The following is a 21,619-nucleotide window of genomic DNA, read 5'->3' as shown; positions in this document are numbered from 1 at the left end:
CTTATTACTATTATAATTATATATTCCTCTTGAAATTTTAAAGATATGTTTCTGTTCTTTTTAACCTTCTTGAACAGGAATCTTCTTCACACGGCGTTCATGTCTACCGCCTTCAAAGCTAGCCTTGAAGAACTCATCAAGGATCTTCTCTGCCGTCTTGTTATCAATGAAACGACCAGGGAGAACAATCGCATTTGCGTCGTTGTGTTGGCGGGTCAATTCTGCCACATCTTTATTCCAAACTAGACCTGCACGTACACCTTGATGCTTGTTTAGCGTCATTGCCATGCCTTCACCACTACCGCAGATGGCAATGCCGGGATAGACCTCACCACTCTCTATCGCTTCTGCTAATGGATGAGCATAGTCTGGATAATCACAGCTTAAATCGCTATTACAACCAAAGTCCTTATATGCATACTTGTGTTGTTCCAGATACTGGATAACAAATTGCTTCAATGGAAAACCTGCGTGATCGCAAGCTACTCCTACTGTCTTTATTTCCATAAGCTGTTTAGGTTTTGCGAACCAGCCTGTCTTGGGGACAGGTGGTTCAAGTTAAACTATTGTGCTAGATATTCTTTGACTTGTTTGTATAGATTCTCTGGTGTGAAACCGAGTTTCTCATCAAGTACTTTATAGGGTGCTGAGAATCCAAAGCTATTGAGTCCGAAGACCTTACCATTCGTTCCAACGAGTCCTTCAAGGGTGACAGGTAAACCTGCTGTGAGACCGAATATCTTTGCATTCTTTGGTAAAATTTCTTCTTGATACTCTTTGCTTTGACGGCGGAAAAGCCCTTCTGAAGGAGCACTAACTACACGGACTTTTATGCCATCTTTGCGTAGTAATTCTGCTCCATCAACACAGGTAGATACTTCCGAACCACTTGCTGCGAGGATAACATCGTAGTCTTCGTCCGATCCTTTGACTATGTATGCACCCTTACGAGTTCCCTCATAATTAGTTCCTTCTGGTAAACTCTTCACGTTCTGACGTGAGAAGATAAGTGCTGTTGGGGTATCCATATTCTCCATTGCCATCTGCCAACAAACGGTTGCTGCATTGCTATCTGCTGGACGAAGTACGCGTACAGAGTCTTGACCAGCATGGTTTTGTAGCTTTTCCATTAATCTGATCTGTGCCTCCTGCTCTACTGGCTCATGCGTAGGGCCATCTTCACCAACGCGGAAAGCATCGTGACTCCATACGAATTTTACAGGTACTTGCATGAGTGCTGCCATACGAATGGCAGGCTTCATGTAGTCTGAGAATACAAAGAATGTACCCATTGCAGTGATAACACCACCATGTAGCATCATACCGATACACATACATGCCATTGCCAACTCACTGACACCAGCTTGGAAGAACGCACCACTGAAATCGCCACGAGTAAATGAATGTGTCTTTTTGAGGAAACCATCGGTCTTATCAGAATTACTGAGGTCGGCTGATGATACAATCATATTAGGTACTTGTTCTGCAAGTACACCGAGACAAGCTGCTGAACCATTACGTGTTGGAATATCACGTTTTTGAACTAAACCACTCCAATCTATTTTAGGAGCCTTACCTGAGAACCACTGTTGCATCTGCTCTGCCTTTGATGGATTCTGCTTCTTCCACGCATCCTCTGTAGCATGTCGCTCAGCAACAATCTGTCTTAGTTCAGCATTGCGATCATCGTATAGCTTCTGTACTTCTGGGAATATCTTGAATGGATCATTGAGGTCTCCACCAAGGTTCTTTATCGTGTTAGTATAAGCCTCGCCACCGAGTGGGGCACCATGAGTCTTTATGTTATGCTCGTAGCTACTGCCGTCAGCTTGCAAAGCACCTTTGCCCATTACAGTTTTACCAATAATGAGGGTAGAGCGTTGCTCTTCCTTATTTGCGGCATTAAGAGCCGCACGGATAGCATCAGGATCATTACCATCAATTTTTAAGACGTTCCATCCCCATGCCTGATACTTCATAGCTGTATCTTCACACATAACTGCTCCGCACTCAGTTGAAAGCTGGATGTCATTAGCGTCATAAAACATGATGAGGTTATTAAGACCTAGGTTTCCTGCCAATCTTCCGACTTCACTACTGATACCTTCTTGTACTCCGCCATCAGAGATGTAAGCATATATTTTGTGTTGCATCATAGTGTGACCAAGTCGAGCCTCAAGGAACTTCTCTGCTATAGCAGCACCTGCAGCATAGGCATGTCCTTGTCCTAATGGTCCAGAAGAGTTCTCTATGCCATGTGCTAAGTCACGCTCAGGGTGTCCTGGGGTAATTGACCCCCATTGACGGAATTGTTTGATGTCATCGATTGTGAACTTTCTTTGAAGTGTTAGTGCTGCATAGAGCATAGGAGACATGTGACCAGGATCGAGGTAAAAGCGATCGCGTCCAGTCCATTCTGGCTGATCTGGGTCATAAACGAGAAACTCGGAGAAAAGAACGTTGATAAAGTCGGCACCGCCCATAGCACCTCCTGGATGCCCAGACTTGGCTTTCTCTACCATTGACACTGCTAGAATTCTAATGTTGTCCGCTGCGCGGTTCATCAGTTCCTTGTCATTCATATAGATTGGATTTAAATTTGATAATGCAAATATAAAGATAAATGTGGAGACCTCAAAATATTAAACTTACATTTTTATAAAAATGTTTTCAGATGCAGTCAAAGGTCTTTTATAATTTTAAAAGGCCTTTGGCTGCATCACAATCTTATAACTTATAGACAGAACAATCCTTATATGCTTGCTTGTTAAAGCGGTACAAGATAGCTCCTCTTTTACTTGTAACCTTGTCAATAAGGTTTGTCTGTTCTATAAAGTCAACTTGTTTAATACGTTTCCGAAAGTTTCGTTTATCAATCTCTGCCCCTAAAATGGCTTCATGGACATTCTGTAATTGCGTCAAGGTAAATAATTTTGGCAATAGAGAAAAGCTGATAGGAGTATTATTGAGGAGCTTCCGTAACTGTTCCAAAGCTAGTTGCACCATCTTTTGGTGATCGCCATATAGATCTTCTAGATGGTCTAATTCAAGCCATTGCAGGTCATTTTCCTCCATGGCTTGATGGTCATAATCTGGTGCATTGATTAATGCACAATAAGCGATGGAGATAACTCGATCACCCGGATCGCGGTCTATTTCACCAAAAGCACCTACTTGTCTCATGTAGGGATTCTTAATACCTGTGCATTGAAATAATACACGATTAGCAGCTTCTTTCAAACTCTCGTCTTCTCTTACAAAGCCTCCATACAGAGATAATCTGCCACTTTCTGGTTCCACTTTGCGCTTACCGACAAGTAGTCTCAGCTTCTTGTTCTCAAATCCCAGGACGATACAATCCACCGAGACTAATAGTTTTGGTTCTCCTTGGTAATATTCGTTCATGTTGTAGACATTTATAATAGAGATGTAAAATTACTATTTTTTATTATTATAATCACGTTTTTATCCGTTTATTTTGACTTCCGCAAAGTAAAAAGCCATAAGTCTTTATGAGCTTATGGCTTATACTTTTTCAATTATAACTATCGGATTTAACAAACCTTATGAGAGCCTTCACTGATGATTACAGGATAGATCTCTGGTTTGTGTCCATATTTAGCATTGAACTTCTCGGTTACATTCTCGATGAATGTCTCGTACAAGTCGTCTTTTACGAGGTTAATAGTACAACCACCGAAACCGCCTCCCATAATACGAGAACCAGTAACACCATTCTCTTTAGCAACATCATTGAGATAATCAAGTTCCTCACAGCTAACCTCATACTCCTTGCTTAGACCATAGTGCGTCTCGTACATCTTCTGTCCAACTGTCTCATAGTCACCAGCAACAAGAGCATCGCAAACAGCAAGTACACGATCTTTCTCGCCCAGTACGAAATGTGCACGCTGATAATCCTCAGCACTAACTTCTGCTTTTACAGCCTCTAGTTCTTCCCAATTAGCATCTCGCAATGTTTCGAACTTCTTATCAGGGAAGTGCTTACCAAGTGCTGCAACAACATTCTCACAACTCTTACGACGGTCGTTGTAAGGACTTCCTGCCAACTCATGTTTAACCTTTGAGTTTACGAGAACCAACTTGTAACCTTTTGGATCAAATGGGAAGTACTCAAATTCACTACTCCTACAATCAAGGCGCATGAGCTTTCCTTCTTTACCAAAGACGCTTGCAAATTGATCCATAATACCACAATTAACACCGATGTATTTATGTTCTGTAGCCTGACCTGCCAATGCAATATCCCATTTAGAAACCTTGTTGTCAGCAAATAAATCATTCAAGGCACAGCCAAAGCAACTTTCCATAGCAGCAGAAGAACTCATACCAGCACCGAGAGGAACGTCACCAGCAAAGGCAATATTAAATCCTTTTACATCAACACCAAGTGCTTTAAACTCCTGAACCATACCATAGATGAATCGTGCCCATGTAGCGCGTGGACCTTCTGGATCGTCTACCTTAAATTCAACTCGGTCTTTCAAGTCGATAGAGTAACACATTACTGTATCTGTTCCGTTAGGTCTTACTTCTGCCATGATACCCTTATCTACGGCACCAGGGAATACGAAACCTCCATTATAATCTGTATGTTCACCAATGAGATTAATACGTCCTGGTGAGAAATAAATGTTACCAGTCTTGCCGTCAAAATGTTTAATGAAACGGCTTCTTACAAATTCTATGTCCATGTTAGTTAGTATATTTTAAAATGATTGTTAGGGTTTTTATCTTACATTTATGTTCTAATAGCAGACAATTCAAAAGGAATTATCTGCTATTAAAAAGAGCTTTCTTGTCATGCTTTCTTTGCTGGGCGTGAGCCAATCAAAGCGAAGAAGAGGATATAAGCTAACATTGCAACGATTAGCCAATAGCTCTGAATATCACCAATCTTAGTTGCCATGAGGTTCTGAATTAATGGCATAACACCACCACCGACAACCATGGTCATGAATAAACCTGATGCTGTTGCAGTGTATTTTCCAAGTCCCTCTGTTGCGAGGTTGAATATTACACCCCACATTACGGATGTACAAATACCACATAAGATGATGAACAATACCTTTGTAGGAACTTCTGCATGTATCAATGTACTCTCGGCAAGGTTAGGTACTGTAAGGTTCATCTTGCTAGCTTCTGGTGTGAAGATTGCAATTAAAAGGAGGGCAATTGCCACTACTGATGTTACTGTTAACTGTGTGCGAGAAGAAACTTTACCGCTGATGAAAGCACTTACAAAGCGACCAACAAGCATCAATAACCAGTAGATACCAGCGATTAGTCCGGCAATAGCAGCACTACCGAGTACACCGCCTTCAGATACAGGCTCACTCAGATAGAATAAGAGTTGTCCAGGGATACCCACCTCTACACCAACATAGAAGAAGATGGCAATGATACCTAAAACAAGCTGGCGATATGCTAAAGCACCTTTGACTCCACCGATGACATCCGACTTCTCTGTTTCAGGTTCAGTCAGTTGGGTGAACCAAACGATAACAAACGAAGCTGCAAAGATAACCAATGCAATGAGTAGCAATGGTGTTACAGCTTTCAAAGAAGTGTCTTTTGTGATCTCACCAATCATTGAACCAGCAAGCATAGGGGTTAATGTTGCTGCGAGAGAGTTCAATGATCCACCAGTCTGAATGAGCTGGTTACCACGATTGCCACCGCCTCCGAGCAGGTTAAGCATTGGATTGACAACAGTATTAAGAATACATACACAGAATCCGCAAATGAATGCTCCAAGTAGGTAAACAACGTATGTGCTGATGGCATCACCATCCATTGTGCTTGAAACGTATTGCACCCCAATACCTACAAAGCCCAATGCTAAGGCAACAAGAGCAGTCTTCTTGTATCCGTATTTAGTAATCATCATACCAGCAGGGATGCCCATGAATAGGTATGCAGCAAAGTTCATCATGTTGCCCATCATACCTGCCCAATCATAGTGTTGTTTCCAGATTGTGCCAAAAGGTGCCGCCATGTTGGTGACGAAAGAGATCATTGCGAACAGGAACATCATAGTGATGATTGCCACTAGAGTTCCTTTCTTCTTTGTTTGATTTTCCATTGTGTCTAGTTTATTTTTTTGTTTATTAATTCATAAGACGGTTATTCCTCCACTCCAAACTTATAGATTGTCTTCTGTGTGTAATCCTTACATGGCTCTAAGATAACCGATGGGAAGTAAGGATGGTTAGGGCTATCTGGGAAGTGTTGAGCCTCGAAACAGATAGCACTACGGCGTGGGAAGGTTGCTCCATGTTGTCCTTTGTATCCATCAGCCCAGTTATCTGTGTACACCTGAACGCCTGGTTCTGTTGTATAAACCTCCATCGTCCTACCGCTATGAGGCTCTTTGATTCGTGCAGCAAACGATAGTTCTCCTTCTTCCCTCTTGTTCAGAACGAAGCAATGATCATAACCTGCTCCATTCTTAATTTGTTCGTTATCAGCATCAATATCTTGTCCAACGGGTTTCATCTGACGGAAGTCAAAAGGCGTATCTGCCACCTTTCTTATCTCACCTGTTGGTATAGAAGTCTCGTCAATAGGCAAGTAGAAATCAGCATTAATCTGACATTCTAAGTCATTGATAGTGGGTGTTGGGTTAGCAATGCCAGCCAGAGAGAAGAATCCATGACTGGTAAGGTTAATGATAGTCTTCTTATTCGACTTAGCGAGGTATTTGATAACTAGCTCGTTATCATCCGTAAATGAATAGGCAACCCACACTTCGACCTCTCCCGTGTAACCCTCTTCTCCATAAGAGGATGTATATTTCAATACGACAGCGTGTTCGTTTACCTGTGTTGCATCCCACACCTTTGCATTGAATCCCTGTTTGCCTCCATGCAGCGAGTTAGGACCATTGTTAATGGCAAGTTTATATTCCTTGCCATTGAGTTGGAATCTTCCTTTTGCAATGCGATTGCCATATCGTCCAATAAGAGTTGATAGGTAAGGTTCGGGAGAATTGATAACGTCTTGAATGTTATCATGCCCTTGAATGACATTGGATAGGTTTCCATTCCTGTCGGGAACCATTATTGCGACAATAGCACCACCATAGTTTGTGATTGCTACTTCGTTTCCTTTTGCATTCTTAAGGATATAGAGGTCTGTTTTCTTTCCATCAATAGTGGTCTGGAAGTCCTCTTTTTTCAGTCCACACACATATTGTGTCTCTGCGGTATTTACCATGACGTTTGTTTTTAGTTACTAATTCAATGAGTTGCAAAGTAAATAAAAATAAACGAAAGTCACAAACTTAACCTAAAGAAAAGACAATTACGATTGTGTTAAAAACAATTAATCACGATGCGTTTTAACTGATCTATGTATTACTATTCTTGCTTAATTCGCATAGCAGTAGTGTGTTTTCCTTTTAATAAATGATAATTTTTTCTAGTCAAAAGGACAATTAGGATTTATGAAACAGATAAATGGGATGAAACAAAGGAATGAGGGTGAAGAAAAATGCAAATACATTTTGCCTCACCCTCTAATCGAACTTTCCTATTCTACTACCGGTCCAGAGTGATCTTTACTCCCCTCTCCCTCGGGAGAGGGGTCGGGGGTGAGGCTTTCTTTCTCTTTTCCTTTCCACTCTTCCCATTCAATATCCACATCTGACAAGCCACGCGTGGAAACGCGACCCTTACCAGCACCGCGATAACGGGTTTCAGGAATAAAGCGGACACGCACACCACGAATCAGGGTTGCGTTTACGTCTTCTGGTTTGTCTACGCCGTTTTTACTTGTTACTGCTGTAAAATAGAACGAGCCCACGCCATCAAGCTTTACCGAGCGACCTTGCGACATATAATCACCCATCACACCGCCTAGGGCTGTCAACACAGTGCGCACATCGGCTGGGCTAACTGTCGACTCGGCAGCAATACGTTTTGCGACCTGCTCGGTTGAAACTGGACTCATCACTAGAACGGACTTTGCATACCATTTACCGTTCACATTCATTTTGACTTTCTTATAAAATCCCATTGATAAAAGATTGTTAATCTTTGGAGCGTAATTGTTAACATCGACGAAATGTACTTTCGTGGGGCACGGAAGTACAATCCGTGCCCCACGGGTCCGACACCCGTGCCCTATAAGTCCTACTTCCGTAGCCGTCTCTTTTACGACTACTTTGGCATGAACTTTGCTAAGTTCTGCCTCTAATTTCGCTCCTCAGCATATTAATAATTAATGGGAATAGCAATCATTCCTACCATCTTTTTTTTGATGTGTTAATTCCTATCACATCAAGTGTTTATGCTTAGCACGAGTGGTGCCGATGGTAAATACCAATGGTGTTTTAGGCTTGGGGGTTGTCAAAGGGTTTCATAATGCTCTTTTCACAGCTGCTCCACGCTTACGTATATCTACAAACTCTTTTTGGGCTTGCTCCTCAAATTCTTGTTTCCGCTCAATGTCTCGCTTGAAACCAGCGATAAGTTCTTCTCTTGTTTTTTCTTTGGATTTAATCATATATTACTCTCCTTTTCGTTTTGCAAATATAACTCTTTGCATTGATATTTGTTAGAAAGTAAATGAAAAAGCAGCAAATGATTGCTCACTTGCTGCTCTATAGTAATAAGGTTTTCTATATAAGCCATCGAAGTTTTCCTTGTAAGTTTCTGTTCTTACTCTTATTTCTTTGTCAGACGAACATACAACAAGTAAAAATATATAGTGTGGCTTAGGAAAACCAATGTGTCTTTTATCTAATGATTATCTTTTTACCATTGACAATATAAACACCCTTAGGCAAAGCATTAATTTCGTCAGTGCTTGCTTTACTTAGCCGTTTTGTTCCATCTATTGTATAGACATCGGCAAGTCCTGCTTTATTATAAACAATGTTTGTAATGCCAGTAGTACTACCCTCTATTAAGGAAAAATCTTTCCATTGGTCTGCTTGTTTATATGCGTCAAGACTATTCTTAGGAACAATAAGTTTACATTTAGATTTATTAATGTCGGTAAGAACACCTGATTCACAGGTTGGAGGTACGACTGCCTCAGTCGAAATCTGTGTAACGCTGGTACAGTAGTTAAATGCATCTTCTCCTATAGCCTTAACACTATTTCCGAGATATACCTTTTGCAGGTTGGTGCATCCGCTAAAAGCATTATTACCAATATTCTTAGTTGGATTTATGTCAACAGATGTAAGATTGGTGCAATCGCTAAAAGTCCAATTGCCAATATCATTAGTTTTTTTTATGTCTACAGATGTAAGGTTGCTGCATCTGCTAAAAGCATCGTCGCCAATATCGTTAACCTTCGTAATGTCCACAGTTGAAAGATTGACACAGCCACTAAAAGCTTTATAACCAATACTCCCGTCTATATCAATGTACGCTTTTTTTATCTTTGTACAATTGTAAGCTGTACAAGGATTAATTTCTCTGACTGTCATGTCAACACCCTTATAGTTGACCTTTTTATTAATTTTGACTTCGTAAGGTTCTCCTGTGTAAGCGCAATCTATAGCGTCACAAGTGCGCTCTGATGGAGATACGGGAACATATTTGATACCGTTCACCTCAAAGATGGAACTTAAATAAGGATATACCCTTTTATTATCTAAGTTCGTATATAAATCATTAGCAACATAATGAATGCCACCTATCACGTTGCGATATCCAGCAGGAGGAGTGTTAGTTAGCCATATGACTTTGGTGTTATTTTTATTATAGAAGGCATTGTCGCCAATTTTTGTAACACTATTGCCAATGGTTATAGAAGTTAAAGAACTACAATCTCTGAAAGCAGAGTTTTCAATTGTCGTAACACTATTGGGAATGGTTACAGAAGTTAGAGAACTGCAACCTTCGAAAGCTAACCCTCCAATTGTCGTAACACTATTGCCAATGGTTACAGAATTTAGAGAACGGCAATTATAGAAAACAGAGTTTTCAATTGTCGTAACACTATTGCCAATGGTTACAGAAGTTAGATGACTGCAACCTCTGAAAGCAAGGTAGCCAATTTTCGTAACACTATTGGGAATGGTTACATAAGTTAGAGAGCTACAACCTTCGAAAGCTAACTCTCCAATTGTCGCAACACTATTGCCAATGGTTACAGAATTTAAAGAAATACAACCTCTGAAAGCATATGCACCAATTGTCGTAACACTATTGGGAATGGTTACATAAGTTAGAGAGCTACAACCATCGAAAGCATACTCTCCAATTGTCGTAACACTATTGCGAATGGTTACAGAAATTAGAGAACGACGGTCTTTGAAAGCATATTTTCCAATTGTCGTAACGCCATCACCTATTATAATTCTTTCAATATTAGAATATCCCCATGGCGCGGTATTTGAAAAATCATACATTTCCCCTTTTCCTGAAATGGTCAATACTCCATCATCAGTGAGATGCCATTTTAGATTAGGTCCACAAGTACCAGACTTCTCTGCATTAGCTGATAAGCCCATGAGTAGGGCTATTAGTAAGATGTAAATTTGTTTCATGTTTGATTTATTTTATTTTTATAGGGTAATTTGGAGGCATAAGGCTGCCGTCGACTTCAGAAATATCTTCGACATTACATCTGACAAATACTATATAAAGATTATCAGCTTCAGCATTGCCTCCTCCACCATTGTTTATGTTAACAAGTTTCGATTTGAGACGAGATGTCCGAAAGTAAGAAATCAATGCTGTCTCAGTATAATTTATTATGTCCGAAGCTCCTGTAGCGATTACGCTGAAATTAGTGTAACCATTATTTATGTGTTCACATTCTCGATCATTTACATCATCGGTTTTACCTATATAAAAGTTCTTGATTGTGTCATCAGCACAAACTCTCTCTATGTCTTTGATGATGGATTTAATTTGTTCTTTCATTTTACTAAAGATATTGAGTTTATTTCTACAACAGGTTCTCCTGTTTTGCTTGTAGTTATCTTAGCTGCACCTTTGATTGACCTAATATTAAATAGTATGTCATTATTCCCAATTTCTGACTTAATTTCTGCTGTACCTTGAAAGGTGTAAACCTTTGGTCCTATGAATTCCTCTTGGATTGTTTGTGCATGCGGAGTTACGATACAATAATCTTTGTCATAGGTTGTAATGTGATAGTTTCGCAGTGCATGAGTAATTGCAGTCTCAACATCTTTCTTAGTCATTGATAATTTAGGGATACTCATAAACAACTTTTTTACTGCTCACTGTTTCCCAGAAGCAAGCGGTTAATACTTGGGTAAATGGAAAAGCGTGGGAACTATTGAATGTTGTCTTATCTGAGGTTCTGCAATACCCACTACCAAACAACAAACAATAGCCCACGCATAGAGGTATATTATTCCCTTTGGTAAGGTACAATAATCCCAAGCGTGAGCGTACTGCCTATTGTCTTTGGTAGTTGAAATTTTGCAGATTTCAGATAAAAGACAATATATCAAACGCTCTTTTCAAAACTTGAACTCTTTATAATACACATCTGCGCATAGATGCATTTGAAGTTCGATTACAAAGATAAATAAAAATTATTATTAAATGTTTCTTTTCTGCTAAAAAATAAGTAATAATGTGTTTTTTCTACCTTAAACCCAAATCGGTCATTAACCACAATATGTACATTATTACTATGGTATGGTATTGCCTGCGTGATTAAACAACTTTGCTGTCACTCCTGTCACTTCTTATATGCTTGTAATATATTGAGTATAAGCATATAAAGAGAAGTGTTAAAAGTGACAGGAAACAAAAATTAAACTTTATGTAGTGATATGGGATTAATGGAGAAGGGACTTTTGCTACTTCTTTTGTAGGCTTGTCAGTAAGTCAGCAACCACGTAGCTGGAGCCACCAACGAAGATGAAGTCGGATTGGGCGGCATCATGAAGGGCGGCTTGGTAGGCTTCAAGGACGGTTGGGAAGATGTTTCCGTGCAGGTCGTAGTCGTCGGCTGTTGCGGCAACCTTCTCTGCAGGGAAAGCACGATGCGTACTCGGTTGTGTCCAATAGTAAATGGCGTCATCGGGAAGCATAGACATGACAGCATGTAGGTCTTTGTCATCCACCATACCAAAGACAATGCGCTTCTGCGCACATTGTTGGCGTTTGATTTGTTGGGAGAGATAGGTCCATCCACCAATGTTGTGTCCTGTGTCGCAAATGACCAGTGGATTAGCCTGTAGTTTCTGCCATCTACCCATTAAGCCCGTCAGTTCGCAAACATTGGCAAAGCCTTTGGCGATACTTTCTGCATTCTTAATGACACCTTTATTATATAGTTGCATGACCGCAGTGAGTACTGTGTTGGCGTTTTTCTCTTGGTAGCTACCACCTAATTCGCCCACAATATTGCCGAAGAAACGAGTCTGATAAGCGATGCCACCATCAGGGTTGGGATGAGAAGAAAGCACTGCTGGGATATCTTCAGCAAAGACAATGAGCGCATCCTCTTTCTGTGCTTTTGCCTTAAAAACAATCTGTGTTTCAGGGACAGACTCACCAATAACGACAGGTACACGATGTTTGATAATACCAGCCTTCTCTGCTGCGATAGCTCCGAGCGTATTACCGAGGAACTGGGTGTGATCGAGTGATATATTGGTGATAATCGATAAGATAGGAGTGATAATGTTTGTGCAATCGAGCCTACCACCTAAGCCCACTTCAATGATAGCAATATCAACCTTCTGCTCAGCAAAGTGCTTGAAAGCTAAGGCTGTTGTAAGTTCAAAGAAAGAAGGGTGCAGTGGCTCAAAGAAGTCGCGTTCCTGTTCAACAAAGTCGATAACCTCCTGTTCTGAAATCATTTCTCCATTGACTCTGATACGTTCGCGGAAGTCAACGAGGTGAGGACTGGTATAGAGTCCGACTTTATATCCTTCAGCTTGAAGGATAGCAGTCAATGTGTGGGAGCATGAGCCTTTACCATTCGTTCCTGCGATGTGAATGGTGAGAAAGTGGGTGTGCGGATGACCAAAGTGCTCGTCTAGAGTGCGTGTCGTTTCTAATCCCTCTTTGTATGCGGAAGCACCAATATGCTCAAAAACAGGGGTGCTATTGAATAGATATTCTACTGTTTCTTGGTAAGTCATGCAGTGTGTTATGTTTGTAATCTTGGGCGTTTGACAATGGATATAATAACATTTAGTCCCATTAGCCGTTACAGTCTAATGGGACTAAAACCATTCATCTTACAATCAGCTAGTCGACTTGTAGAATGAATCTAAGGCATTAATTAAACAGTTTCTTGAAGTTTTCAAAGATAGAACGCTTCGTATTCTTATCACCACGGAAGTTCTCGCTGTCACGCAATTCCTCGATGGCTTTCTTCTCAGACTTCGTTAGCTCCTTTGGAACATAGATACTGATATGTACGACAAGATCGCCAATTCCAGTGCCATAACCCTGTACGGCAGGTAGTCCCTTGCTCCTTAGTCGGAGTGTCTTACCCGGTTGTGTGCCTGGTTCAATCTTAATCTTTACGTTGCTTCCATCAATAGTTGGAATCTCAACTTGCCCTCCGAGTACAGCTGTTGGGAAGTCGAGTAGGAGGTTATAGATAACATTTTGTCCATCACGAACGAATGTTTCATTAGGTTCCTCTTCGATATACACTTGTATATTACCAGTCACTCCGTTGTGCTTTCCAGCATTTCCTTTGCCAGGAACGTTGACCACCATACCTTCAGCAACACCTGCGGGGATATTGATTTCGACAACTTCTTCACCTTTGACGACACCTTCACCTTGACAATGAGTACACTTGTTCTTGATGATCGTACCCTCTCCACCACATACATGACAGGCGGTTTGGGTCTGAATCATACCAAACATACTTTGTTGAGTACGTATTTCTACACCAGAACCGTGACAGTTTGGACAAGTCTCAGTGCCACTTCCACCTTCTGCACCTGTACCATGACAATGCTCACAGGTGACGTCTTTGCGCACTTTAAACTTCTTGGTAACACCTGTAGCGACCTCTTGTAAGGATAAGCGAACCTTCAGTCGGAGGTCAGAACCACGATATTTAGGTGCCTGTTGACCACCGCCACCAAATCCGCCAAAGCCTCCGCCGTGACCACCGAATACATCTCCAAACATGGAGAAGATATCATCCATAGAGAATCCACCCGCTCCACCGAATGGGCTGCCACCGCCAAATCCACCGCCTGGAGCGTCAAATCCGAATTGATCATACTGCTGGCGTTTCTGTGGATCATGCAATACATCGTATGCTTCCGCAGCCTCTTTGAACTTGGCTTCCGCCTCGGCATCACCTGGATTGCGGTCTGGGTGATACTTAATAGCTAGTTTCCTGTAAGCCTTCTTAATCTCATCTACTGAAGCACTCCTGCTTACTTCGAGTACTTCATAGTAATCTCTTTTAGCCATCTTGTTTATTGTCCTACTGCTACCTTAGCGTGTCGGATAACCTTATCATTCAATGTATATCCTGTTTGAACGCAGTCTATTACCTTTCCTTTCATGGCATCTCCCATACCAGGAACCATGGCAATAGCTTCGTGGTAATCAACATCAAAGTCCGTATCGTTCGTTTCAATCTTCTTTACTCCCAGTGTCTCCAGTGTCTTGAGGAACTTTTTGAAGATGAGTTCAAAGCCCTCTTTGATAGCTACTGGGTCTTCTGTCTTGTCAGAAAGAGCACGTTCAAAGTCGTCTAAAATAGGTAGGATAGAAGAGATTGTCTTCTCACTTCCATTTAAGATTAGCTCAGACTTCTCTTTTAAGGTACGCTTCTTATAGTTGTCAAACTCGGCTACTAAACGGATATACTTGTCCTTCCATGCTTCAGCCTCACTCTGTGCAGCGGCTATAGGATCAGTCTTTTCTTCTGAAGAAGATTCCTCTGAAGAATCCTTTTCATTGTTATCTTCAGTTTGTGTATTCTCTTCGTTCATAGTAGACTCATCATAGTTCTTTTCCAACTCTTCGCCTTCTATGTTTATTTTCTTTTCTTTCTTGCTCATATTAAAGTACTATTAATCGTGGTAGACACCTACAAATTGTATGCCATGTTGGATGTCTTTAGTACATACCAGCCCTCTGTTCCTTGATTTGTTCATCATGGATATAGTCGTCGTAAGTGGTTAACTTATCGATAGTACCACTTGGTGTCAACTCGATGATACGATCAGCAACAGTGTTGATGAACTCGTGGTCATGTGAACTAAACAGGATATTACCCTTGAAACTAACCAAGTTATTGTTGAATGCTTGGATACTTTCGAGGTCAAGGTGGTTCGTTGGAGTATCAAGGATGAGGCAGTTTGCATTCTGTAATTGCATACGGGCAATCATACAACGCATCTTTTCTCCACCCGAGAGGACGTTTACCTTCTTCTCAACCTCTTCTTGTTTGAACAGCATTCTACCTAAGAATCCCTTCATAGCGACTTCATTACCTGGGCCGTACTGAGATAGCCAGTCGACCAGATTTAGGTCACAATTGAAGAACTCTGTATTGTCTAGTGGGAGGTAAGCTGTTGTAATAGTAACACCCCAGTTGTACGTTCCTTCGTCTGCTTTTCGATTACCATTAATAATCTCAAAGAGGGCTGTCATTGCTTTTGGATTGCGTGACAAGAATACGACCTTTTGCCCCTTTTCTATGTTGAAGTTTACGTGATCGAACAATACAGTGCCATCAGGATCAACTGCTTTAAGGTCTTGTACCTCTAGAATCTGGTTACCCGGTTCACGTTCCATACTGAATATAATGCCTGGATACTTACGACTTGAAGGGCGGATCTCTTCAACGTTTAGACGTTCCAACATCTTCTTTCGAGATGTAGTTTGCTTACTCTTTGCAACGTTAGCAGAGAACCGGCGGATGAATTCCTCAAGTTGTTTCTTCTTCTCTTCAGCCTTCATTTTCTGGTTTTGAGCTTGTCTCAATGCAAGTTGTGAGCTCTCATACCAGAACGAATAGTTACCAGCAAAGACTGTAACTTTGCCGAAGTCGATATCAATCGTTTGTGTACTAACAGTGTCCAAGAAGTGACGGTCGTGTGAAACAACTAACACTGTCTGATGCTCGTCAATCTCACTTAGATAGTCCTCAAGCCATTCCACGGTATCAAGGTCAAGGTCATTAGTAGGCTCATCAAGTAGTAAGTTCTCTGGCTTACCAAACAATGCTTTCGCCAACATAACGCGCACCTTCTCTGTATTTGATAGCTCCGACATCTGCTTCTCATGTAGCTCCTCTTTAATACCGAGGTTCTGAAGAAGTTGTGCAGCATTGCTTTCTGCCTCCCAGCCATTCATCTCTGCGAACTTTAACTCTAGGTCGGCAGCGCGGTTACCATCCTCTTCGGTCATCTCTGGTTTGGCATATAGAGCCTCACGCTCCTTCATATTCTGCCAAAGGCTATCGTGTCCCATGAGGACAGTATCCATCACTTTGTACTCGTCATATTTAAAGTGATCCTGCTCCAATACCGACAATCTCTCGCCTGGACCAAGCTCAATAGTTCCCTTGTTAGGCTCTAAATCGCCTGATATCGCACGAAGTAATGTTGACTTACCTGCGCCATTAGCACCGATAACTCCATATATATTACCTGGTGTAAACTTTAGATTAACGTCTTTGTAGAGAACTCTCTTGCCGAATTGGATAGCAAGGTTTGAAAGTGTAATCATCTTTTTCTAATACCTTGATTATATAATAATTTGGCTGCAAAGGTACTACTTTTATTCCATTTCCCCAAATCTCTTGCTTTCTTCTAAGGTGTTGGAAGAAGCATTGGGAATATGGTATAAGACCAGATATAACGGTATCTCGCATGGAAGCTAATTTCTTCTACTGATTTAATAGATGTATCACTTATTCTTCGTACATTTGCACCCTGATGATAAGAAAGAACCCATATACACAAGAGAAGTATAAGCATTATAAGGTAAGAGATAATGCTCCATTGCTGGAATGGCTGTTAGCTAACCTCAGCGAGAGTAAGAGTAAGGTGAAAGCAACGTTGCAGAACCGAGGTATAAAGGTTAACAGCAAGTGCGTAACGCAGTTTGATTATCCGTTAAGAGCTGGCGACAAGGTTTCGGTAAGTAAGAGTAAGAAGAATGATCTGTTCCGTAGTCGTTATGTGAAGATAGTCTATGAGGATCGCTTCTTAGTTGTGATAGAGAAGAACATAGGTATCCTCTCAATGGCTGCTGGTCACTCTGCTCTAAATGTGAAAGCCGTGTTGGACGATTATTTCCACAAGTCTCGACAGAAGTGCACAGCACATGTTGTGCATCGTTTAGATCGTGACACTTCGGGCTTAATGATATATGCTAAGGATATGCAGACCGAACAGCTCTTGGAGAGAGATTGGCATAATATAGTCTATGACCGCCGCTATGTGGCTGTTGTCAGTGGTGAGATGGAGAACGATGAAGGGACGATTGCCAACTGGCTGAAGGATAATAAGGCTTATGTCACTTATAGTTCTCCAGTGGATAATGGCGGAAAGTATGCTGTTACTCACTTTCATGTGTTAGATAGAACAGTGCGTCATAGTCTTGTTGAATATCGTTTAGAAACAGGAAGGAAGAACCAGATACGTGTGCATTCAGCCGATATGGGGCATCCTGTCTGCGGTGACGTCAAGTATGGCAATGGTGATGATCCTTTGCACCGACTATGTTTGCATGCTTATGTTCTTTGTTTCTACCATCCTGTTACACATCAGCGCATGGAGTTTGAGACGCCTATCCCGATGAATTTCAGACATTTGTTTAAGTAGAAACTACGATCTTTTAGAATGGAACACTTCGAACAGTTCTTAGGTTTGTTATTGGCTTTAGTCATTGGTGTAATATTGATTAAGAAGATAACAAGTTGTCTTTTCCGATTAACTATAACCCTTGTTTTATTGGGGATTATAGTCTGGTTCCTGTTGAATTACACGAGTGTCTTTCATTGAGTCTATCTATTAAGGATTTACAAATATAAAGCTTTCTGTATAGCAACAGAGGCTTTCTTCTATTTAAGAAGGGCGTTTCCTCACATCAAGGAAACGCCCTTCTCGCATCAAAGATATGCCTTTCTCAAATGGAGAAGTGTTTCTCCTCCTCTGCTAATAGCTTTATTGCTGTTATTCAATAGTTCGTATTCTAATTGCTCTCCAATAGGTGTCTCTTCCATTAGAAAGGTTAAGTACGATCGTTGAAAGCCCTTTCCTACAATTTTATACACGCTTGTATAATTAGTTATACACGTGTGTATAATCAGTTATACACGTATGTATAATTAGTTATACACGTTTGTAACTAATCAATGAAGATGAAGAAATGTCGAGGTTGATGTAAACTAACTGATAATGAGAGGGGAACGAAATGATTTGCATAATACTGCTCTGTTTGTAAAGGGCAGGAATATGCAGATTTAGGCAGAAGTTCAGTTACCAAAGCGTTACCCGATTATGACTTAGGTAACAATGAAGAAGATACGGGTAACTGAATTATTTTCGCTCGTGTGGCTGTTGCTTCGGTCGGCAGTATTCTGCATAAGTGAGGAACGCTTTAATTCGGGTAACTTTGCCCACAAATATTAAAGCGTATGAAAACAGAGAAAATGAAGGTGTTGCTCTACCTTAAAAAGATCGGTCTGGACAAGTCGGGGAGAGCTCCGATTATGGGGCGTATTACCATTGAGCGTTCCATTGCTCAGTTTAGTTGTAAACTCTCCTGCAATCCTGACTTATGGAATTCACGTGAGAGCAGGATGGACGGCAAGAGCCGTGAAGCGGTGGAAATTAACGGCAAGTTGGAGAACCTGTTGCTTTCCATTCAATCTGCCTATCAGTCGTTGATTGCCAAAGGCCAGCCATTTGACGCAACCGATGTAAAGGAACTGTTTCAAGGCAGCGTGCAGGCTCGCTGTATGCTCATCGAGAGATTGGATATGCTCATCAAGGAGAAAGAAAGCCATATCGGTATAGACATCAAGAGGAACTCTATGTCCGCCTATCATTCCACTCGGAAACGATTACAGGAGTTCATTCAGAAGAAATACCATGTTTCGGATTTGGCATTCTCACAGCTTACAGAAAGCTTTATCTATGAATTGCAGACGTTCTGTCTCGGTGAACTCGGTCATCAGCAAAGCACATTTTTCAGAGTTGCAGCAGATTTGAAGACCGTCTGTAGGCTGGCTTATCGTGAGGGACTGGCTGATACGCTTCTGTTTGATAAAGTACATATAGAACGAGGAGACAAGAAAGCACCTAAAGCTCTTGACAAAGAAGCATTGGACAAGTTGAAGGCACTCCGCTTTGATGAATTGGAAGAGGAAATGGAAACTGCTCGTGATGTGTTTCTCTTCGCTTGCTATACCGGTGCAGCCTATTGCGATTTGATGGAACTAAGCAAGAAGCACCTTGTCCGTGATGATGCAGGCAGTTTGTGGTTGAAGTTCAGCAGACAAAAGACAGGCGTACTTTGTCGTATCAAGTTGTTGCCGGAAGCTGTTCGGTTAATTGAGAAAATGCACAGCGATGAAAGGGAAACACTGCTCCCCCATATCAAATATCCCACTTATCAGTCCTGTCTTAAAGCCTTGCGATTACGGGCAGGTATTTCTTTCCCCTTTACTTCGCATACTGCAAGGCATACCTTTGCCACGCTTATCACCTTGGAGCAGGGCGTTCCTATTGAAACGGTGAGCAAGATGCTCGGACATACGAACGTAAGTATGACCGAACGTTATGCGAAGGTTACACCGCAGAAACTCTTTGAGGAGTTTAACCGTTTCCTTTCTTTCACTGAAGATTTGCGTTTAACCATTTAACCAAGATTTTTTATGAGAAGTACATTTAAGATACTGTTCTATATCAACAGACAGAAAATAAAGGCAGACGGCAAGACCGCCATTCTCTGCCGTATCACCATAGACGGAAAGAGCACTGCTATCACCACAGGCGAGCAGTGCAAGTCCTCCGAGTGGAGCAGCAAACAAGGACTGACAACCGACAAGAAGACCAATCAAAGAATCGGCGAGTTTAAGGAACTTGTAGAAAAGACCTATCAGGATATTCTGATAAAGGACGGAGTGGTAAGTGTGGAAGTGCTCAAGAACCGTTTGCAGGGAGTAGCCGCTACGCCGACAACACTTCTTGCCATGAGCAAAGCCGAACTGCAATCCGTTAAAGAGTGCGTGGGCAAATCGAGAGCTGAGGGAACCTATCAGAATCTTCTCTATTCAGATAAGTTACTTACGGAGTTTGTAAAGGATAAGGGAATGACGGATATAGTCATAGCCACTATACAGGAAGACTTGTTTGAAGAATACCGTTTCTATCTGAAAAAACGAGGCTTGGCAACAGCAACCATGAATCGCTATCTTTGTTGGCTGAGTAGGCTGATGTATCGTGCGGTCAGTCAAAGGCTCATCCGTTGCAATCCTTTTGAGAATGCCAAGTATGAGAAAACGGAACAGAAGATACGCTTTTTGCAAAAGAGCGATGTTGGCAAACTCATGGCATTGAGAGTAATTGATAAGGAGGCAGAACAAGCAAGACGGATGTTTGTCTTTGCCTGTTTTACAGGTTTGGCTATTGCCGATATGGAACATTTGCAATACCGTCATATCCAAATGTCAGCAGACGGACAGAAATATATTAGAAAGGGACGGCAGAAAACAAAGATGGAGTTTATTGTGCCCCTGCACCCCATAGCGGAAGCCATCATCAATCAATGCAAGAAAGAACGACCAAGCATGAAAGAAATGCAGACGGTGAAAGAAAAAGGTGACGACTTTATCTTTCACTGTGCTTGTAGCCGTAGCGTGATGAGCAAGAACCTGAGCATCGTGGGTAAGGCTTGCGGTATCAGAGAGCGGTTGTCCTACCACATGGCAAGGCACACGTTCGGCACGCTGAGTTTAAGTGCAGGAATACCCATAGAGAGTATTGCCAAGATGATGGGGCACGCCTCTATATCCAGTACTCAAATCTACGCACAGGTGACAGATAATAAGATTTCTGAGGACATGGACAGGTTGATAAGGAAACATCAGACAAAAGAAACGAAGGAGGAAACCGTATGAATGTCAATCACCATCAAATAAAAAGAGATCGCAGTTATTTCGAGTGGGGCGATAATATGCAAATCACTCGCAAAGGCAAAGGCGAAATAGCAATGACAGAGAGTGAACTGGTGGATTTCTTTAGTGTAACATGGAGGAAGCTCAATTATCGTCTGCAACTTCTACTAAAAGTCTCTCCCCTGCAACCCGACGAAAGGGATACAGGGGAGCAGGAAGTATTCGTGAACGGACGGCTGGGAGGTTATGCCTTGCTTTATCCGCTTACTATCATCATCGCTTTGTCTTATCAATTGGACAGCATGGAAGCCCATTTGTTCAGAAAACACCTCTGTCGAGAGCTACAACGCCCTTTACCTGTAGTGGAGCAGATATACCTACACTGCAGTGACAGTATCAATTGATATACTTTTCTCTTTCACCGATATTATCCTACTACATTACTACAAGAAGGGATAATACAGTGAAAGAGAAAGGGTTGGTATTGTAGTCAGAAAGTAGGAATAGGTTATTACTACCGTCTAACTACACA

19 protein-coding genes are annotated in these 21,619 nt (G+C 41.5%); 4 read left to right on the top strand and 15 right to left on the bottom strand.

The window, feature by feature from the left end; genetic code table 11:
- Positions 1-60: 60 nt before the first annotated feature.
- The 15 genes from J5A55_RS05560 to J5A55_RS05490 form a co-directional block, all read right to left on the bottom strand.
- On the bottom strand, positions 61-507 hold the full coding sequence (locus J5A55_RS05560) for an RpiB/LacA/LacB family sugar-phosphate isomerase (RefSeq protein ID WP_004384390.1): 447 nt from the start codon (positions 505-507) through the stop codon (positions 61-63).
- A gap of 56 nt (positions 508-563) precedes the next feature.
- The gene (locus J5A55_RS05555; protein ID WP_004384391.1) at positions 564-2,582 is read right to left on the bottom strand and encodes a transketolase family protein; all 2,019 of its coding nucleotides are present in this window, start codon (positions 2,580-2,582) and stop codon (positions 564-566) included.
- A gap of 145 nt (positions 2,583-2,727) precedes the next feature.
- Positions 2,728-3,405, bottom strand: a complete 678-nt coding sequence (locus tag J5A55_RS05550) for an NUDIX hydrolase (RefSeq protein WP_004384392.1) — start codon at positions 3,403-3,405, stop codon at positions 2,728-2,730.
- Positions 3,406-3,554: 149 nt separating this feature from the next.
- Positions 3,555-4,715, bottom strand: coding sequence for a galactokinase (gene galK, locus J5A55_RS05545; protein ID WP_004384393.1), 1,161 nt, complete (start codon positions 4,713-4,715; stop codon positions 3,555-3,557).
- A gap of 107 nt (positions 4,716-4,822) precedes the next feature.
- Positions 4,823-6,106, bottom strand: a complete 1,284-nt coding sequence (locus J5A55_RS05540) for an MFS transporter (RefSeq protein WP_004384394.1) — start codon at positions 6,104-6,106, stop codon at positions 4,823-4,825.
- Positions 6,107-6,147: 41 nt separating this feature from the next.
- Positions 6,148-7,239: an aldose epimerase family protein gene (locus tag J5A55_RS05535; RefSeq protein WP_004384395.1), complete on the bottom strand. Its 1,092-nt coding sequence runs from the start codon at positions 7,237-7,239 to the stop codon at positions 6,148-6,150.
- A 315-nt stretch (positions 7,240-7,554) separates the two neighbouring features.
- A complete protein-coding gene (locus J5A55_RS05530; protein ID WP_004384396.1) occupies positions 7,555-8,040 on the bottom strand; it encodes an HU family DNA-binding protein in 486 nt (161 codons plus the stop codon).
- Positions 8,041-8,382: 342 nt separating this feature from the next.
- The gene (locus J5A55_RS05525) at positions 8,383-8,529 is read right to left on the bottom strand and encodes a hypothetical protein (RefSeq protein ID WP_004384397.1); all 147 of its coding nucleotides are present in this window, start codon (positions 8,527-8,529) and stop codon (positions 8,383-8,385) included.
- 232 nt (positions 8,530-8,761) lie between these two features.
- A complete protein-coding gene (locus J5A55_RS05520; protein ID WP_004384399.1) occupies positions 8,762-10,528 on the bottom strand; it encodes a leucine-rich repeat domain-containing protein in 1,767 nt (588 codons plus the stop codon).
- A 7-nt stretch (positions 10,529-10,535) separates the two neighbouring features.
- On the bottom strand, positions 10,536-10,907 hold the full coding sequence (locus tag J5A55_RS05515) for a hypothetical protein (protein WP_004384400.1): 372 nt from the start codon (positions 10,905-10,907) through the stop codon (positions 10,536-10,538).
- Positions 10,904-11,212: a hypothetical protein gene (locus tag J5A55_RS05510; RefSeq protein WP_004384401.1), complete on the bottom strand. Its 309-nt coding sequence runs from the start codon at positions 11,210-11,212 to the stop codon at positions 10,904-10,906. The genes J5A55_RS05515 and J5A55_RS05510 overlap by 4 nt, the downstream gene beginning before the upstream one ends.
- 609 nt (positions 11,213-11,821) lie before the next feature.
- Complete coding sequence (locus J5A55_RS05505) at positions 11,822-13,114, bottom strand: bifunctional folylpolyglutamate synthase/dihydrofolate synthase (RefSeq protein ID WP_004384402.1); 1,293 nt, start codon at positions 13,112-13,114, stop codon at positions 11,822-11,824.
- A 139-nt stretch (positions 13,115-13,253) separates the two neighbouring features.
- A complete protein-coding gene (dnaJ, locus tag J5A55_RS05500; RefSeq protein ID WP_004384403.1) occupies positions 13,254-14,417 on the bottom strand; it encodes a molecular chaperone DnaJ in 1,164 nt (387 codons plus the stop codon).
- 5 nt (positions 14,418-14,422) lie between these two features.
- Complete coding sequence (locus tag J5A55_RS05495) at positions 14,423-15,013, bottom strand: nucleotide exchange factor GrpE (RefSeq protein ID WP_004384404.1); 591 nt, start codon at positions 15,011-15,013, stop codon at positions 14,423-14,425.
- A 58-nt stretch (positions 15,014-15,071) separates the two neighbouring features.
- The gene (locus J5A55_RS05490; protein WP_004384405.1) at positions 15,072-16,688 is read right to left on the bottom strand and encodes an ABC-F family ATP-binding cassette domain-containing protein; all 1,617 of its coding nucleotides are present in this window, start codon (positions 16,686-16,688) and stop codon (positions 15,072-15,074) included.
- A 209-nt stretch (positions 16,689-16,897) separates the two neighbouring features.
- On the opposite strand from J5A55_RS05490, the gene J5A55_RS05485 reads away from it, so the two are divergent.
- The 4 genes from J5A55_RS05485 (at position 16,898) to J5A55_RS05470 (ending at position 21,491) form a co-directional block, all read left to right on the top strand.
- A complete protein-coding gene (locus J5A55_RS05485) occupies positions 16,898-17,788 on the top strand; it encodes an RluA family pseudouridine synthase (RefSeq protein WP_004384406.1) in 891 nt (296 codons plus the stop codon).
- An 815-nt stretch (positions 17,789-18,603) separates the two neighbouring features.
- On the top strand, positions 18,604-19,833 hold the full coding sequence (locus J5A55_RS05480; protein WP_004384409.1) for a site-specific integrase: 1,230 nt from the start codon (positions 18,604-18,606) through the stop codon (positions 19,831-19,833).
- 12 nt (positions 19,834-19,845) lie between these two features.
- Entirely contained in the window at positions 19,846-21,090 is a 1,245-nt protein-coding gene (locus tag J5A55_RS05475) for a site-specific integrase (protein ID WP_004384410.1), read from the top strand.
- Complete coding sequence (locus J5A55_RS05470; protein WP_004384411.1) at positions 21,087-21,491, top strand: hypothetical protein; 405 nt, start codon at positions 21,087-21,089, stop codon at positions 21,489-21,491. Before J5A55_RS05475 ends, J5A55_RS05470 begins: the two co-directional genes overlap by 4 nt.
- Positions 21,492-21,619 lie beyond the last annotated feature (128 nt).

Source organism: Prevotella veroralis, assembly GCF_018127765.1.
GTDB classification, from domain to species: Bacteria; Bacteroidota; Bacteroidia; order Bacteroidales; family Bacteroidaceae; genus Prevotella; species Prevotella veroralis.
The sequence above is the reverse complement of the archived record's forward strand: the minus strand, read 5'-3'. Positions and strand labels throughout refer to the sequence as shown.

Coding starts and splice junctions, on each gene's coding strand:
- J5A55_RS05510 (WP_004384401.1), bottom strand. CDS start 11,212: ATGAGTATCCCTAAATTATCAATGACTAAGAAAGATGTTGAGACTGCA.
- J5A55_RS05525 (WP_004384397.1), bottom strand. CDS start 8,529: ATGATTAAATCCAAAGAAAAAACAAGAGAAGAACTTATCGCTGGTTTC.
- J5A55_RS05480 (WP_004384409.1), top strand. CDS start 18,604: ATGAAAACAGAGAAAATGAAGGTGTTGCTCTACCTTAAAAAGATCGGT.
- J5A55_RS05485 (WP_004384406.1), top strand. CDS start 16,898: ATGATAAGAAAGAACCCATATACACAAGAGAAGTATAAGCATTATAAG.
- J5A55_RS05515 (WP_004384400.1), bottom strand. CDS start 10,907: ATGAAAGAACAAATTAAATCCATCATCAAAGACATAGAGAGAGTTTGT.
- J5A55_RS05495 (WP_004384404.1), bottom strand. CDS start 15,013: ATGAGCAAGAAAGAAAAGAAAATAAACATAGAAGGCGAAGAGTTGGAA.
- J5A55_RS05560 (WP_004384390.1), bottom strand. CDS start 507: ATGGAAATAAAGACAGTAGGAGTAGCTTGCGATCACGCAGGTTTTCCA.
- J5A55_RS05555 (WP_004384391.1), bottom strand. CDS start 2,582: ATGAATGACAAGGAACTGATGAACCGCGCAGCGGACAACATTAGAATT.
- J5A55_RS05550 (WP_004384392.1), bottom strand. CDS start 3,405: ATGAACGAATATTACCAAGGAGAACCAAAACTATTAGTCTCGGTGGAT.
- J5A55_RS05475 (WP_004384410.1), top strand. CDS start 19,846: ATGAGAAGTACATTTAAGATACTGTTCTATATCAACAGACAGAAAATA.
- J5A55_RS05490 (WP_004384405.1), bottom strand. CDS start 16,688: ATGATTACACTTTCAAACCTTGCTATCCAATTCGGCAAGAGAGTTCTC.
- J5A55_RS05540 (WP_004384394.1), bottom strand. CDS start 6,106: ATGGAAAATCAAACAAAGAAGAAAGGAACTCTAGTGGCAATCATCACT.
- J5A55_RS05530 (WP_004384396.1), bottom strand. CDS start 8,040: ATGGGATTTTATAAGAAAGTCAAAATGAATGTGAACGGTAAATGGTAT.
- J5A55_RS05520 (WP_004384399.1), bottom strand. CDS start 10,528: ATGAAACAAATTTACATCTTACTAATAGCCCTACTCATGGGCTTATCA.
- J5A55_RS05535 (WP_004384395.1), bottom strand. CDS start 7,239: ATGGTAAATACCGCAGAGACACAATATGTGTGTGGACTGAAAAAAGAG.
- dnaJ (WP_004384403.1), bottom strand. CDS start 14,417: ATGGCTAAAAGAGATTACTATGAAGTACTCGAAGTAAGCAGGAGTGCT.
- J5A55_RS05470 (WP_004384411.1), top strand. CDS start 21,087: ATGAATGTCAATCACCATCAAATAAAAAGAGATCGCAGTTATTTCGAG.
- J5A55_RS05505 (WP_004384402.1), bottom strand. CDS start 13,114: ATGACTTACCAAGAAACAGTAGAATATCTATTCAATAGCACCCCTGTT.
- galK (WP_004384393.1), bottom strand. CDS start 4,715: ATGGACATAGAATTTGTAAGAAGCCGTTTCATTAAACATTTTGACGGC.